This window comes from Lachnoclostridium sp. An169, from assembly GCF_002160525.1.
Lineage (GTDB): Bacteria > Bacillota > Clostridia > Lachnospirales > Lachnospiraceae > Mediterraneibacter > Mediterraneibacter cottocaccae.
Map to the genome: position 1 here is coordinate 126,641 of NZ_NFKT01000004.1, position 15,934 is coordinate 142,574.

General features: G+C 51.6%; 13 protein-coding genes. 12 read left to right on the top strand and 1 reads right to left on the bottom strand.

The genetic code is table 11. From position 1 onward, the window contains the following. Positions 1-92 precede the first annotated feature (92 nt). From B5F07_RS04725 to B5F07_RS04770, 10 genes are all read left to right on the top strand, one after another. A complete protein-coding gene (locus B5F07_RS04725; RefSeq protein WP_087160129.1) occupies positions 93-1,277 on the top strand; it encodes an aminotransferase class I/II-fold pyridoxal phosphate-dependent enzyme in 1,185 nt (394 codons plus the stop codon). A 20-nt stretch (positions 1,278-1,297) separates the two neighbouring features. Then, positions 1,298-1,810 carry a deoxyuridine 5'-triphosphate nucleotidohydrolase gene (locus tag B5F07_RS04730; protein WP_087160130.1) on the top strand — a complete coding sequence of 171 codons (513 nt, stop codon included), beginning with the start codon at positions 1,298-1,300 and terminating at the stop codon, positions 1,808-1,810. A gap of 165 nt (positions 1,811-1,975) precedes the next feature. Next, the gene (locus B5F07_RS04735) at positions 1,976-2,638 is read left to right on the top strand and encodes a transglycosylase domain-containing protein (RefSeq protein WP_087160131.1); all 663 of its coding nucleotides are present in this window, start codon (positions 1,976-1,978) and stop codon (positions 2,636-2,638) included. Positions 2,639-3,034: 396 nt separating this feature from the next. Beyond that, positions 3,035-5,395, top strand: a complete 2,361-nt coding sequence (locus tag B5F07_RS04740; protein ID WP_162613055.1) for an MSCRAMM family protein — start codon at positions 3,035-3,037, stop codon at positions 5,393-5,395. Between the two features lie 11 nt (positions 5,396-5,406). Next, positions 5,407-7,416 (top strand): isopeptide-forming domain-containing fimbrial protein, encoded by a 2,010-nt coding sequence (locus B5F07_RS04745; RefSeq protein ID WP_242972434.1) that lies wholly within the window; start codon positions 5,407-5,409, stop codon positions 7,414-7,416. Positions 7,417-7,450: 34 nt separating this feature from the next. Beyond that, positions 7,451-8,404: a class C sortase gene (locus B5F07_RS04750; RefSeq protein WP_087160133.1), complete on the top strand. Its 954-nt coding sequence runs from the start codon at positions 7,451-7,453 to the stop codon at positions 8,402-8,404. Continuing rightward, positions 8,397-8,969, top strand: a complete 573-nt coding sequence (locus B5F07_RS04755; RefSeq protein ID WP_087160134.1) for a hypothetical protein — start codon at positions 8,397-8,399, stop codon at positions 8,967-8,969. The genes B5F07_RS04750 and B5F07_RS04755 overlap by 8 nt, the downstream gene beginning before the upstream one ends. Beyond that, a complete protein-coding gene (locus B5F07_RS04760) occupies positions 8,956-9,771 on the top strand; it encodes a class B sortase (RefSeq protein ID WP_087160135.1) in 816 nt (271 codons plus the stop codon). The genes B5F07_RS04755 and B5F07_RS04760 overlap by 14 nt, the downstream gene beginning before the upstream one ends. Before the next feature lie 86 nt (positions 9,772-9,857). Further along, positions 9,858-11,225, top strand: coding sequence for a spore germination protein (locus tag B5F07_RS04765; protein WP_087160205.1), 1,368 nt, complete (start codon positions 9,858-9,860; stop codon positions 11,223-11,225). 179 nt (positions 11,226-11,404) lie between these two features. Continuing rightward, positions 11,405-12,268, top strand: coding sequence for a DegV family protein (locus B5F07_RS04770; RefSeq protein ID WP_087160136.1), 864 nt, complete (start codon positions 11,405-11,407; stop codon positions 12,266-12,268). Positions 12,269-12,287: 19 nt separating this feature from the next. Here B5F07_RS04770 and B5F07_RS04775 read toward each other — a convergent pair whose 3' ends face one another. Then, positions 12,288-13,598, bottom strand: coding sequence for a sodium-dependent transporter (locus B5F07_RS04775; protein ID WP_087160137.1), 1,311 nt, complete (start codon positions 13,596-13,598; stop codon positions 12,288-12,290). Between the two features lie 362 nt (positions 13,599-13,960). On the opposite strand from B5F07_RS04775, the gene B5F07_RS04780 reads away from it, so the two are divergent. Then, positions 13,961-15,013 carry an inorganic phosphate transporter gene (locus B5F07_RS04780; protein ID WP_087160138.1) on the top strand — a complete coding sequence of 351 codons (1,053 nt, stop codon included), beginning with the start codon at positions 13,961-13,963 and terminating at the stop codon, positions 15,011-15,013. Positions 15,014-15,058: 45 nt separating this feature from the next. After that, the gene (locus B5F07_RS04785; RefSeq protein WP_087160139.1) at positions 15,059-15,682 is read left to right on the top strand and encodes a DUF47 domain-containing protein; all 624 of its coding nucleotides are present in this window, start codon (positions 15,059-15,061) and stop codon (positions 15,680-15,682) included. The last annotated feature ends 252 nt before the right edge of the window (positions 15,683-15,934 follow it).

Sequence of the window (15,934 nt, forward strand, 5' to 3'; positions counted from 1 at the left end):
TTGAACAAAAAGTCTTTTTATGATACTCTTGTAGTGCTGTAAAAAGACTTTTTTATTGAGGCAAATATAGATGACGGAAGAGGAATGGTAGTATGGACAACACACAGTTTTCAGATCTGGTAAACAATATTCAGCCGGGAATTTTCGGGGCGCTTAACGAGAAGAAGGAAGAGCTGCTCCGGGAGGGGCGGAAAGTATACAACCTGTCCGTGGGTACGCCGGATTTCCAACCGGCGCCCCATGTGATGAAGGCCATGGAGGACGCCTGCAAAGACCCGGAAAATTACAAATACTCTCTGGCAGACCTGCCGGAGCTGATCGAGGCAGTGCAGTACCGGTATCAGAAGCGCTTCGGCGTGGAGCTTGAGGCGGATGAGATCATGTCAGTATACGGATCTCAGGAGGCGATGGCGCATATCGGCCTGGTGTTCTGCAACCCGGGGGATACGATCCTGGTGCCGAATCCCGGATATCCCATGTTTGAGATGAGCGGCATCATGGCGCACGCCAATGTAGAGTATTATACGATCGAAGAGAAGAACGGATATCTGCCGGATCTTGACGGTATTCCGGAGGATGTCCTGGAGAGGACGAAGTATATGATCGTCTCTTATCCGCTGAATCCGGTCTGTGTCTGCGCTCCTGATGAGTTTTATGAGCGGCTGATCGCCTTTGCAGGAAAGCATCACATTGTCATCCTTCATGACAATGCCTATTCGGATATCATTTTCACGAGGAAACAGGGAAGATCTTTTCTTTCTTTTGAGGGGGCGAAAGAAGTGGGAGTCGAGTTTTACTCCCTGTCCAAATCCTACAACCTGACCGGGGCAAGGATTTCTTTCGTTGTGGGCAACCGGGAGATTATCCGGAAATTCCGCCTGCTCCGCTCACAGATTGACTACGGGATCTTCTATCCGGTGCAGTATGCAGCCATTGCGGCGATGACGGGACCGGATGATTTCATCGAAGAGCAGAGGGAAAAATACGCGGCGAGAAACCGGGCACTCTGCGGAGGGCTCCGCAGAATCGGCTGGAATGTGCCGGACAGCCAGGGGACCATGTTCGTATGGGCGAAGATACCGGAAGGATATGAGTCTTCTGCTGATTTCTGTATGAAGCTGATGGAGAAGACGGGTGTGATTGTGACGCCGGGAAGTGCTTTCGGGAGCGGCGGAGAAGGATATGTGCGGATGGCACTTGTGGTGGACGAGGAGACCATCCGGGAGGTAATCGGGGTTCTGGACGAGTCCGGAATATTTCGGAAAGAGCAGAACTGACAGAGAGGAGAAGAGAGCCAATGAAGAGAATTGCAAAGTTTGAAAAGGTAAGCCTGGAGCAGTTCCGGGAAGGGTGGACAGACACCTTCGGACCGGCGGACGAGGGCGTGATTGAGGAGATCTACCGCGATATCCGGCTGCCGAAGCGTGCTACATCCGGAAGCGCGGGATATGACTTTTTTGCACCGGCACGTTTCGTACTGGAACCCGGAGAGACAGTGAAGATTCCTACGGGAATCCGTGTCTGGATGGAGCCCGAGTGGGTGCTGAAATGCTATCCCAGAAGCGGACTGGGCTTCAAGTACCGTCTGCAGCTCAACAATACGGTGGGAATTATCGACAGTGACTATTATTATTCTGATAACGAGGGACAGATTTTTGCAAAGCTGACCAATGATTCCAACGAGGGAAAGACGGTAGATGTAAAGCCGGGGGAAGGATTCATGCAGGGGATTTTCGTGGAGTACGGCATCACCCTGGATGACGATGTGACTGATGTAAGAAACGGCGGTTTTGGAAGTACCACGAAATAACCCGGCGTCCTGCAGGGAGGCGCCGCTTCCCGTATAAGACAGACATCTTACAAAAATGTAAGGACGCCCGGTGAAAACGTAAGGCAATCGTATGGAAGAACCAGCAGGGATCCGGTATACTGAAACTGTAAACGAAAGAGGAACAGGAAAGGCAGGTACCGGAAGATGAAACTGATAAAGCGGCTGTGTTCTTTTATATTACTTTGCGCCATGATCCTTGGCGGCGTCCTTATATGGCAGGGGTACCGGGGATACCGGGAAGCCCTGCAGAACAAGAGTGTGGAGGAGATGGCATCCCAGATCGAGTCTATCGACAATTATACGCCCCTGAATGAACTGCCGGATACATATATCAATGCGGTTCTGGCGGTGGAGGACAAGCGGTTCTACCACCATCCGGGAGTCGATCCGATTGCGATCGGGAGGGCGCTGGTCAATGACATCAGGGCCGGTGCCTATGTGGAGGGCGGAAGCACGATCACCCAGCAGCTTGCCAAAAACCAGTATTTTACCCAGGATAAAAAGATCGTCAGAAAGATCTCGGAGATGTTCATGGCCTTTAAGATCGAGAGTGTTCTGGACAAAGACAAGATCCTGGAACTGTATGTGAATTCCATCTTTTTCGGAAACGGGAATTACTGTGTGGGAGATGCGGCGGAATATTATTTCGGGAAACCGCCTTCCCAGATGAACTTCGATGAGTGTACTCTTCTGGCGGGAATACCCAATGCGCCGAGCAACTACAATCCGGTCGCAAGCCCTGAACTTGCCCGGGAGAGGCAGGCGCAGGTAATCGAAAAAATGGAAAAAGCCGGATATCTGGAGTAAAGGGTATCCGGAGTCGGGAATACCCGGAGTGATAAGACTCCGGGTATTTTTTGTATTCTGAGAGACGCGATGCATCAAATTCCGACAAAACAAAATTACGATGCAATGCGTGTCGTAAAAATCTGAAAAAGCACTTGTCATACTGCTTTGCGTGTGGTATGATTTCACTACATCAAAATCCCAGACGAATTTCATTCTAAAAATTCACCTGTCTGGAAAAGCCTCTCCGTCAGGGGGCGGGAGGGCAGATCTCTACTGTCGCGGCAGATTCGGCCGGAGATACCAGTTTTGATGAGAAATACAAAGAGAAAAGGAGGAGCAGCGTATGAAGCAGGATTGAGACAAAAGAATATTGTTGCAGAGAGTGTTGATTCAGTAAACAAAGGAGAGGTATGCATGAAGAGAAGAACGAGGCTCCTTTCCGGTGTACTGTTCTCTGTATTTCTGTTAGCTGCGGCAGGGGGAAGTCGGTCCTTTGCCGGAGAGGACGAAGGTGCAGACAGCATCAGCGGAAGGATGTCGCTTGCCGAAGAACTGGGGCTATCCGGGTATGTGGACCCGGAGGGGTACCTGACCGAAGAGTATCTTGGAGACAAAAGTACACTGGAGCTGGAACGCTCGGGTACTGCACAGCTGATACGGAGTTATTCTCCGGAAACGGCGAAAAAGAAAGTGCCCGCCGGGGTGAAAAGTGCGGTGCGGACGGCTGTCCCTGCAGCCAGATCTGCAGGAGGGACAGTGACTGCATCAGAACTGGTGCGGTATATGAACACAGTTGTAGGATATTTTGAAGTGAACGGAATCCAGGCGTTTTGCGCAGAACATGGAGTGGACCGCCCTCTTGTCGGCGAAACCACATCCGCTCCGGAAACGGTGACGGATTCGATGCAGAGAAAAGTCCTCTATTACGGGTACAGCGGCCCGAAGCAGTGGAGCGGCATATTCAGCTTTGAGCAGGGAAGAGCGGTTACATCTCTGGCTCTGAGTTACTATTATTCCGGCGCGGATTCCTTAAACTGGGGAATTCACGGAAATTATTCCACCCAGATGGGACTGTCCGGATTTATCGATTATATTGAGAGCGCGGCGGAAGCTCCGGAAGGTTTTAAGGTTTACAAGGTTTCCACGGGAAACGGGGCAAAGCAGGATCTGATGTACTGGGAATATCAGCCAAACGGTTATCTGTCTCTGGCAAAGCGCTCGGCAAATACTTCTGTTACAGCGCAGAATCCTCTGTATTCCCTGGAAGGAGCCAAATATGGGGTATATACGGATGAAGCGTGCAGAACGCCTGCCCTGACGGCAGATACCGGTGTCAATGCCGTGCTGGAGACGGACGCATCGGGAAATGCGGGAACTGTCTGCCTGAAAGTGGGAACATATTATGTAAAAGAAATAAAAGCGCCACAGGGGTATAAAGCGGACGACGCCGCAGTAAAGGTCAGCGTTGCGGCAAACCATACGTCCGCAGTGCCCAATACGCCGGTCGTCACGGATACGCCGGTCATGCTGCCGGTGAGTATCCTTCTGAGAAAAGTGGATGCGGAAACCGGCGGTGCAGCCCAGGGGACAGGCTCTCTGGAAGGAGCCCAGTTCCGGGTGAAATTCTATGGTACCCGGAGCAGCTCGGATCCGGCGAAAGACGGGGATACTCCGCTCCGGACGTGGATCTTCGTCACAGATGCGGAAGGAAAACTGAAGTATTCGACGGAGTATCTGCTCTCCGGTGACGATCTTTACTATGATGCGGGGGAAAAGCCGGCGCTGCCATACGGCACACTGACCTTTGAAGAGATCGCTCCGCCGCCGGGATACCTGGCTGACAGCCAGATTATTACCGCCAGCATAGAAGAGGGAAGCGGAGGCAGCGGAACCATTGTCTATCAGGAGCCGGTTCAGAAGGAAAATATTATCAGGCTGAACCTGAAGAAAGTACAGTCCGGCACGGATCTGCCGGTTTCCGGTGTAGTGTTCGAACATACGGGACCTGACGGAACAAAGACAAGATACACGACAGACAGCGAGGGAATGGCAGTGATCCGCGGACTCCGGGAAGGGAAACACACGGTAAGAGAAGTGGGCGTTCCGGACGGTCTGTCTCTCAATGAAAATGTGATTACATTTACAGTGGACAGGAAAGGAAATGTTACTGTCACATCCAAGGCGGAAGTCACAGAACTGAGCGGAGCGATTGTGGTCACGGCAAAGCAGGCCGGAGCCACAGATATCCGGGTCGAGAACCAGCCGGCGCCATTTACCCTGAAAATCTGCAAAGAGAATGAAAAGGGGAAGGTCCTGGAAGGAGCGAAATTTACACTTTACAGTGACAGCGGATGCAGCCGGACAGTGGCGAAGGCAGTCACCGGAAAAGACGGGACTCTTACGCTGGAAGGACTGCATCCGGGGACGGTCTACTATCTGAAAGAGACAGAAGCGCCGGCAGGATACCGGCTTCCCATGGACGAAGAAGGAGAGGATGTTGTCTGGGAGATCTGTGCCGAAAGCAGTGTGCCGGAGGGGACATTTACCTTCTATGTGAACGGAAAGGCATACACTGACCGGGAAGGCCAGTTCTGTGTGGAAGGAACAAAGAAGGACCGAATCGCCCGGATGACCATATACAATGAGACCGGTATCCGGCTGCCGAAGACGGGATCCGGAGGAACCCTGCTTATGACGGCGGCGGGGATTCTGCTGGCGGCGGCAGCATTTACGGTTTCTGTGAGAGACAGAGGAACAGGCAGACGTAAAAGATGAAAGGGAAAAGTATGAAAAAGAATCAGATAAACAAAGGAACAAGAGAGACGAAAAAGAGCGGTGTAAAGGGAAATACTGTCGGGAGAAAGTACGGTGAACAAAAGAAATACAGTGTCGGGAGAAAATACAGGGTCCGCGTGATATGTACCTGCGCAGCCCTTGCAGCAGCCTTCCCCCTGACTTCTTTTGCTGAGCTGCCCGTTGTCATGGCGGCAGAAGAACCGTGGTACGCAGCGGGAAACCATGTGGCAGAAAAGGGGTATGTAAGTCTGGGAAGCGGAGGAGCCTCTATTACTGTCAACGGAAATCAGGGACAGTCCATGGAAGGCAAAAGGTTCGAGATCTTCCGTCTGTTCGACGCAGTGAATGCAAAGCAGGGTGAATCCATCAACTATACATTTAACGCTCAATATAAAACAGCCCTTCAGACAGTCGTGGCGCAGGCACTTAACAGGAGGGACGGCACATCCCTGAAGGCATCCGCCGTGACGGAATATCAGGTGATCGATTACATTCAGTCCCTGAACACGAATCAGGTGGAGGGCGCCCATGCAGACCAGAAGCCGGAGGGGAGCTATTCGGACTTCCGGTATTTCGTGGAGCAGGTGAGAACCACGATCAAAGACATGGGAGGGGAAGGAGAATACGTCTATGTGGGCAGTGCAAAATCCGACAACTCGGTGACAATCAGCGGTCTTTCCTACGGATATTATATCGTGGATGAGATCTCGGAATATGACGAAGACGGCAGGGAATGGTATGCCTCTTCCCTCTGCATGGTGGACACTGCCAATCCGGCGACGGAGATCGAGATCAAATCCGATTATCCCCGGATCGTCAAGAAGGGGCGTGAGGATGATAATCCGGATTCTGTGGGGGATGACGGATGGAATGATATTGCGGACTACGAGATCGGACAGACTGTGCCATACCGGTTCGTCTCAACGATCTGCGACATGAACGGATATCACAGTTACTACTATGCATGGCATGACCGGATGGATGAGGCGCTGACCTTCAACGGCGATAAAAATGCGATTCAGATTACCATTTCCAACGGAAAGAAAGACTATGTCCTGACAAAAGGAGAATACACCGTGATTACGGAGGGCAGCAGGCTGGACAGCGGCGATACGTTCCTCATCGAGGTGCAGGATATCAAGGCTGTCGTGGACCGGGAGTTTGACAGGATAAACAGTCTGGGACACAACGACTATACCGGTCTGACCGTGACGCTGACCTATGAGGCTACCCTCAATGACCTGGCGGCAGACCGGACAGGAAGGCCCGGTTTCGAGAACGGTGTCCGTCTGGAATTCTCCAATGACCCGGATGCAGACGGAAAAGGGGAGACCGGCTATACCCCCTGGGATACGGTTGTGTGCTTTACGTTCCGGCTCAACGGTCTGAAGACCAACGACCACGATCTTGTACTGGAAGGAGCAAAATTCCGGCTCTACAGTGATGCGGACTGCAGAAATGAAGTCTATGTGAAGGAAAAGAATCAGGGCGGAAGCGGCTATATTGTGATCAACCGGGACAGCACCGGAGGGGATGACCATACCGGCGGAAGTGTGCCGAAGGATGCGGTGGAGATATCTTCCGGACAGGACGGTGTCTTTACCATCTACGGACTGGACCAGGGCGTTTATTACCTGAAAGAGACTGCGGCGCCGGACGGATACCGCACGCTGCTGGATCCCATTGTGATCACGGTTACGCCTGCGTACACCGATGACCGGAACGGATACACGGCAGGGGAATCCGCAGGCAGCAGTATTCTGAAAAGTCTGGAGATGACTGCCCATATCCGGGAATTCTACGAAGGAGAGTACGCGGAAGATACGGTTGACCTGAACGGTGACGCCGCAGATGGTTCCGGTGACCTGAAAGTGATCAACCAGGTGGGGAGCCGTCTTCCGGTGACAGGATCCGCGGCCATGCCTGTGCTCATCGGAAGCGGAGCGGTTCTGATGGTTACTGCTGCGGTGCTCGGCAGAAAGAAGAACAGAAAAGAATAGATAAAAGCGAAACACAGGAGAGAGCATGAAACCTATGGGAAGTAATAAGGGAAAAAAATGGATTTTGAGGATTGTGTTTGCCGCCGGTTTTCTTCTCCTCTGTTATCCCCTGGCAGGGAATATCATTCAGCGGCAGCAGCAGAAATATGCTGTTGCCTCCTGCCGGAGTATTCTGGAGAAACAGGATGAATCCCGGATCCGGGAGATCCTGGACGAGGCGGAAGAGTACAACAGCATGCTGTTCCAGTCAAAAGGAGCGGTGGTGGACAATATGGATACGGGAATCTTAAGCGATGAGAGCTACTGCCGGATCCTGAACCAGTCTGACGGCATTATGGGAAGTATCGAGATCCCGAAGATCGATGTGGACCTTCCGGTTTACCACGGGACAGATGAGGAGGTTCTGTCCGCAGGCGCAGGTCATCAGCAGGGAACCAGTCTGCCGGTGGGCGGCGAAAACACTCACTGCGTCCTGACCGGACACCGCGGAATCCCCGGCTCCAGTCTCTTTACCCGGCTGGATGAATTAAAAGAAGGGGATCTGTTCTTTCTGCAGGTTATGGGAGAGACGCTTGCCTACCGGATCTGCGGGACAGATGTGGTGGAGCCGGAAGATACCGGCGTGCTGAAGATTCAGGCGGGGAGAGATCTCTGTTCCCTGGTTACATGCACGCCCTACGGCATCAATACCCACAGACTGGTTGTCACCGGTGAGAGGGTCCCTTACGAGGAGACGGTGTACGAAAGCATCGCGCCGGGGATCCCGTCTTTTCGAGAACTCACTTTTACGGCTCTGCCTTTTCTGCTCCTTGCAGGGGCAGCCGTGTTTCAGATCACAGATTGGAGGAAAGAGAAATATGTCAGAGAAAAGCAGAATGGAAAAAAGAATGGTTCCCGCACTTCTTCTGTCCGGGATACTTCTTCTGTCCGCGATGCCCGTGTGCGCAGAAGAAGGAGAAGGAACAGGAGGCGGAAACGTTATGCCTGATGCCGGAGCGGGGAAGATTGAGATCCTGCTGACTGAGGGCGCAGAAGGAACATCAAGGGAAGGAGTATGGCTTTCCTGTACAAAGGCAGCAAATGTCACAGAGGGAACCTATGAGCTGACGGACGCCTGCAGCGATGAGCGCATCGACCTGAACAGCATCGGGAGCGCTTCGGAACTGGAGCGGGCGGCCCGGATAATTGCGGAGAAAAGTGTGGCACCGGACACTACCGTGCAGACGGATGCAGAAGGGAAGGCTGTATTTTCCGGTCTGGATGTGGGCGTCTACCTGATTCAGGCGCTGGATGATTCGGGGTATGATGAGATTACGCATTTCCTCATTGCAGTGCCGACCTGGAGTGAGGAAGAGGGGACCATGCTTTATGAGATTACGGTAAAACCGAAACATACCCCCAGACCGGAGGAGTCAGAGGAGAAAAGGCACGCGCCCCAGACCGGAGTGTTCAGCCCGGTGCTGCTGTTTTTCGGGACAGCGGCAGCTCTTTTTACCCTGGGAATTATGATGAATCTGCCGGGAGGAAAAAAAGAGAGCGATGAGAAGGATTGACCAGAGAATAAGAAAATTGGAACGGCGGAAGAAACGGCAGAAAGGAAAGCATACAGCAGAAAGGATCTATACAGGGATTGTTTTTCTTCTTCTCGGAGCGGTGCTGCTTGCGGCGGGGACAGCGGAACTTGTGAAGTTCCGCGATCTCCAGGCGCAGAGTGAGGCGCTGAAAAATGCCGTTGTCAGAGTCCCGGGCGCCGGACAGCTTCTTGACCCGGATGATCCATTTAACCGGAATATTGATTTCGAGAAGCTCCGGGCGATCAATCCGGACATCTGCGGCTGGATCTACGTGCCGGATACGAAGATTGACTACCCGGTGCTGACCGGGGAGACGGATGAGGAGTATCTGTCGCTGGACTATCAGGGGAAAAAAGCAGAAAACGGCGCAGTGTTTACATTCGCCGGGGCAGATCTGGAAAATGACGGCCATATCTGCATTTTCGGCCATAATCTGATCTCCGGCCAGATGTTCGGCGAACTGAAAAATTACAGAAACCGGGACTTCGCCGGCGCCCATGAGACCATGTACCTGTATACACCGGACAGAACGGTAAAGTGCCGCCTGATCTCCGTGTTTCCCTGTCGAAAAGATGACGGGGTATTTGAACTGGACCGCGCAGGAGATACTCTGGAACTGGAAGCGCTCAGCGCAGATCTGCAGAAGAGGAGCATATCGGCGGGAAATGTGGTGGAAAGTCCGGGGAAAATATTCACCCTGGGAACCTGCAGCGGACAGACAGGAAGTGCAGACCGTCTGACCGTACATTTCGCGGCCGTGAAACAAAAATATATTTTATGACAGAGAGAATGCATCCGGCAGTCTGCTGCATATTTTCCGGACAAACAGGGAAATCTAACAGGGAAAAGAAGAAAGGAAAAGCTGCCATGGTTGAGAAAGACACCAGAAAAATCAGCGCGCTGTTTGAAGAAAATATTGCGTACATGAACGAGACTCTTCCGGTGAAGGAGAGCTTTGACATTATAAGAAGAGAGATTGAGATCGGCGGGAAAGCGTCTGTGTTCTACTATATCGACGGTTTTATAAAAGATGAGGCCATGCTCAAGATCATGGATTCTTTCCTGTCGGTGACGGAGGAAGATATGCCGGAGGATGCAGAGGGATTCGTCCGGAAACACGTCCCTTATGTGGAGGTGGACGTACTGGAGGACTTTGACCAGGCGGTTCGGAACGTGCTGTCAGGCGCCGCATGTCTTTTTATTGACGGATACAGCGAGTGTATCTGCATCGACTGCCGGACCTATCCGGCCAGAAGCGTTGAGGAGCCGGACAAAGACAAGTCCCTGAGAGGATCAAGGGACGGATTCGTGGAGACGATTGTGTTCAATACGGCGCTTATGCGCCGGCGCATCCGGGATCCCCATCTGGTCATGGAGATGATGGAAGCGGGGCAGGCGTCGCGCACGGATATCGCCATCTGCTATATGACAGACCGGGTGGACCGGGGGCTTCTGGACAATTTAAGAAATCGGATCCAGAGCCTGCAGATCGGGGATCTGCGCATGACGCAGCAGAGTCTTGCGGAAGCTCTGTTTAAGAGAAAGTGGTTCAATCCGTTTCCGAAGTTCAAGTATACGGAGCGGCCTGATACGGCGGCTGCCTGCCTTCTGGAAGGCAAGGTGGTGGTTCTGGTGGACAATTCCCCGTCTGCCCTGATTCTGCCCACTTCGGTTCTGGATATGATTGAGGAGGCAAATGATTATTATTTCCCGACGATTACGGGAGTCTATCTGAAGGCGACCCGGATTCTCATCACAGTGGCAACCGTGTTCTTTACACCGCTGTATCTGCTGTTTATGCAGAATCTCGAGTGGCTGCCGGAGGTGTTCGAATTTGTGGCGGTCAGAGATGAGGTGAACATCCCGCTGATCTTCCAGTTTCTGATCCTGGAACTGTCCATTGACGGCCTGCGCCTGGCAGCAATGAATACGCCAACCATGCTCAGTACGCCCCTGAGTGTGATCGCCGGTATTGTCATGGGAGAGTTTTCCGTGCAGTCAGGCTGGTTTAACTCGGAAGTGATGTTATACATGGCATTCGTGGCGGTGGCGAACTATACACAGCCGAATTTCGAACTCGGCTATGCTCTTAAGTTCATGCGGCTGCTTCTGCTTATCCTGACAGCATGCTTCAATCTGTACGGGTTTATCATCGGCTGCATACTGGTGCTCTGTTTCCTTGTCTTTAACAAGACACTGTCAGGGCGGAACTATCTGAACGTCAAGCTGAACTGAATGACCGGGGAAGGAGATCAGAAAAGGACAGAACGGAAAAGGAAAGATCATGAACGGCAGATCGATACCGGGACTGCGGTAAAAAGATTTTGCCTTGGTAAGGAAAAGATGGTATGATAGTTAGGTACACATTACTCCTTTAATCAGGGTAAAAAATTTTATCAGGAGGATCCAGTAATATGAGAGATTTTGTAATCACGGTGAACAGTACCGTTGATCTGCCGCGGGAGTGGCTTGAGGAGAGGCATGTGCCTGTAATTCCGCTGAAATATACGATTGACGGGCAGACGTACACAGATATGTACGGGCTGTCCGCAAAAGAATTTTTCCAGAAACTCAGAGAGGGACACATGTCTGTTACATCCCAGATCAATCCGGAGGAAGCGGTACAGATGCTCGAGCCGTTTCTGAAGGAAGGAAAAGACATCCTTCATCTCGGCTTTTCCTCTGCTCTGAGCGGCACGTACAACAGTATGCGCATTGCGGGGGAAGAACTGTCGGAGAAATATCCGGAGGCAAAGATCTATATTATTGATACTCTGTGCGCATGCCTTGGAGAGGCAATGCTTCTCTATAAGAGTCTTCAGCTCAAGGAGCAGGGAAAGAATATCGATGAGATCGCACAGTGGGTGGAGGAGAACAAGCTTCATGTATGCCACAATGTGACGGTGGATGATCTGAACCATCTCCACAGAGGTGGGCGTATCTCGAAGACGACGGCTGTACTCGGAACTCTTGTCCAGATCAAGCCGATCATACATATGGATGATTCGGGGAGCCTGCAGGTGATCGGAAAAGAGCGGGGCAGAAAGAAGTCGCTGAACCGGATCGTGGATATGGCTGTGGAACAGTCGAAAGGATGGGACAATGATATTATCATGATTACCCACGGGGACTGTCTGGAAGACGCAGAGTACGTGGCGAAGCTTGTCCGTGAGAAGATGGGGATCGACAACATCCTGATCAACAATATCGGTACGGTGATCGGAAGCCATACCGGTCCGGGCGTTGTCGCGGTGTTCTGCATGGGTAACAAGCGATAAACGATAAAAAATGGAGGGATCAGCCGATCCCTCCAAAAAATATTCCGAGAATATATACAAGGACTGCGACAATGCAGAAGACATATTTTGTCATCGGTTCAAACCATTTCCCCAGTGTGCGTTTCCGACCGAGCTGTACAGCGTTGCGGGCGAATGTGGAGCCGCATACCCAGAACATGGTGATCCCTGCCAGGAGCGCTCCGAGGGGAATCACATAGATGGAAATACTGTCCATCCAGGGACTTAAGAGGGGACCTTCCACGAAGATGCCCACCACTGCCGTCACGGCCCCGACCAGAAGGAGGGACATTTTTCTGGACCAGCCCAGGCGTTTCTGAAGTGCTTCAACCGGGCTCTCCAGAAGGTTCATAAGGGAGGTCACACCTGCGAAGAGTACCGCCAGGAAGAAGACCACTGCAAAGATTCTTCCGAAAGGAATGCTGCGGATCACAGTGGGAATTGTGATGAACAGCAGTCCCGGACCGGAGTTGGGCTCCATTCCGTAGGCAAATACGGCAGGAATAATCACAAGTCCTGCCAGGAGAGCGGCTGCCGTGTCAAATATGGCGACGTATTTGGCGCTGCTCACCACATCAACATCGGATTTCAGATAGCTCCCGTAGACAACTGTGCCGCTCCCCGCTACAGACAGGGAGAAGAATGCCTGCCCCATGGCATAGACCCATGTCCGCGGATTCGCCATGGCTGACCAGTCCGGCTTGAAAAGGTAGGCATACCCCTCCAGCGATCCGTCCAGAAAGAAAACACGCACGGCAAGGAACAGGAACAAAACATAAAAGGCCGGCATCATGATGCGGTTGACAGTTTCAATGCCCCGGGCGATGCCGAAGGACATGCAGATCAGCACAAGAACCAGACCCAGGAGGTGCCAGGGAATGCTCCCGAAATTCCCGGACAGACCGCCGAAAACTGCAGCGGGATCTTCGGATGAGACAATCTCACCGCTGATAGAATCTGCAAGAAACTTTAAGATCCAACCGATGATGACACTGTAGCCGATGGCGATTCCCAGGGAGCCGATCACCGGGATCAGCCCGATGAATGTCCCAAGCCGTGGCAGCCCCCTCATGCTGTACGCCTTTCTGAAAGCACCTAGAGGACCGGAGTGCATGGCGCGTCCGAATGCCATCTCGCCGATGACCCCGCTGAATCCGATCAGGACGACAAAGATGAGGTAGGGGATCAGGAATGCGGCACCGCCGAACTCGCCGATCCGGTACGGGAAGAGCCAGATATTCGCCATTCCCACGGAACTTCCGATACAGGAGATGACAAAGCCCCATTTGTTATTAAACTTTTCAGAACTCATTTCTACTTTTTCTCACTTTCCCCAGATATTTTAATTATTCCGGATAATCATTGTGCGGTTTCACCAGACGATGAAAGAAAAAAGTCAGATGAATGCCGCAGCTTCTAACACTATATCACGAATAATTTTCCAGGAAAAGGGGGATCATTAATAAATAATATGTTAAGAAATCGGAAATGTAAATGGAGATTTGTTGACATACAGAAAACAGAATGTTATATTTAAGTAAAAAGTAAGTAAAATAAATGGCAGGAGGAAGACATAGATCATATGTGAGAAGGTGTCTGTATCATTTGCGGCAGATTCCGTTTTTGTTTTCTTCACGCCATTTTTTTGCGCAAAAATATAGAGGGAGAAAGTTTATGGGAATTACATTTACTGATTTTTGTCAGCAGGTCTTTTCCAACCCGGTCCTGCTGATTACGGTTGCGCTTACTCTGGGAGTTATCTTTGTCAATGGCTGGACGGATGCGCCAAATGCGATTGCAACCTGTGTTGCCACCAGATGTATGAAGGTAAGGACAGCCATCATGATGAGTGCAGTGTTTAATTTTCTGGGCGTGCTTGTCATGACGCACATCAACAGTGCGGTGGCTTCTACGATTTCCAACATGGTGGATTTCGGCGGAGAGACGGGAGAGGCGCTGATCGCCCTGTGTGCCGCGCTTTTTTCCATTGTTGTCTACAGTGTCGCCGCATCGGTGTTCGGCATTCCTACCAGTGAGAGCCACAGCCTGATCGCCGGACTTTCCGGGGCAGCGATTGCGATTCACAACGGAGTCGGCGGTATCAACTTTAATGAGTGGGTAAAGGTACTCTACGGACTTGTGCTGAGCCTGGCGCTCGGATTTGCCATGGGCTGGGTGATCTGCAAGGCGCTTACCCTGATCTGTGCAGAGATGGACCGGCGCAGTACGAACGGTTTCTTTACGGTGGCACAGATCTTCGGTGCGGCATTTATGAGCTTTATGCACGGTGCCCAGGACGGTCAGAAATTCATCGGCGTTCTGTTCCTCGGCATCGCGTTCTGCAACGGGCAGAGCAGTGTGGAGGGAATGATTATCCCGGTATGGCTGATGCTGCTGTGCAGCGTGGTCATGGGTGTGGGGACAAGCGTCGGCGGAGAGAAGATTATCAAATCTGTCGGCATGGATATGGTAAAGCTGGAGAAGTTCCAGGGATTTTCCGCAGACCTTGCAGGCGCGGTCTGTCTGCTCCTCTCCAGTGTATTCGGAATTCCGGTATCTACGACACACACAAAGACAAGCGCGATCATGGGCGTGGGAGCTGTAAAGCGACTTTCCGCCATCAATTTCGGGGTGGTAAAGGACATGATGCTGACCTGGATCTTTACTTTCCCGGGATGCGGACTGATCAGTTTTGTGATTGCAAAAATATTTATTATGGTTTTCTGACGGCAGTATGAAAACAAAAAAGGAAAATCAGCAGGAGGAGAAGAAATGGCAAAGAAACAGGATCTGTACTATTTTGATACATTTGTGGCATGCGCAGAGGATTCATGCAGGGCGGCGCATATGTTAAAAGAAAGTCTCAACAACTTTCATCCGGACCAGCTTAAGGAGCAGCTGGACGAGCTTCATAAGGTGGAACACAGCGCGGACATGAAAAAGCATGATATGCTGGACCGTCTGGCAAGAGAGTTTATACCGCCCATCGAGAGGGAGGACATTATCTCTCTGAGCCAGAATATCGATAACATCACCGACAAGGTGGAGGACGTAATGCTCCGTGTCTACATGAACAATGTGCAGGATATCGAGTCGGGAGCACTTAAGATGACGGATGTTATCATCGAGTGCTGTGAGGCGGTAAAGGCTCTTCTGGAAGAGTTCCGGGAATTCAGGAAGTCAAAGAATCTGAAGAACCTGGTGATCCGAATCAATGATCTGGAGGAGAAGTCGGACAAGATGTTCATGGAAAATATCCGCAGCCTTTATGTGGAGTCCGAAGATCCCATCCGCATCATTGCATGGAGAGATATCTATATCTATCTGGAGCGCTGCGCGGACGCCTGCGAGCATGTGGCGGATGTGGTTGAAAGCGTTGTTATGAAGAATTCGTAAGTTTGTAAGTGATAAGATATATCCGGGTCCTGGCCTGACAGGGAAGCGGATAAAGTGAAAATTCGGACGGAATCCGGCCGGGGCGGGCAGTGCACGGAAAAGACGGTCTGTTTACTGTCCGCAGGCTGCTTTCTCTATAAGGTATGAATGTGTGAAAATCAGAAGATGAAAAAATCATGTTTTTACTGTTGACAAGAGGATGAGAATGTGGTAAGTTAATACCTGCGTGAAGCAAAAAACAAAGTAGAGTAT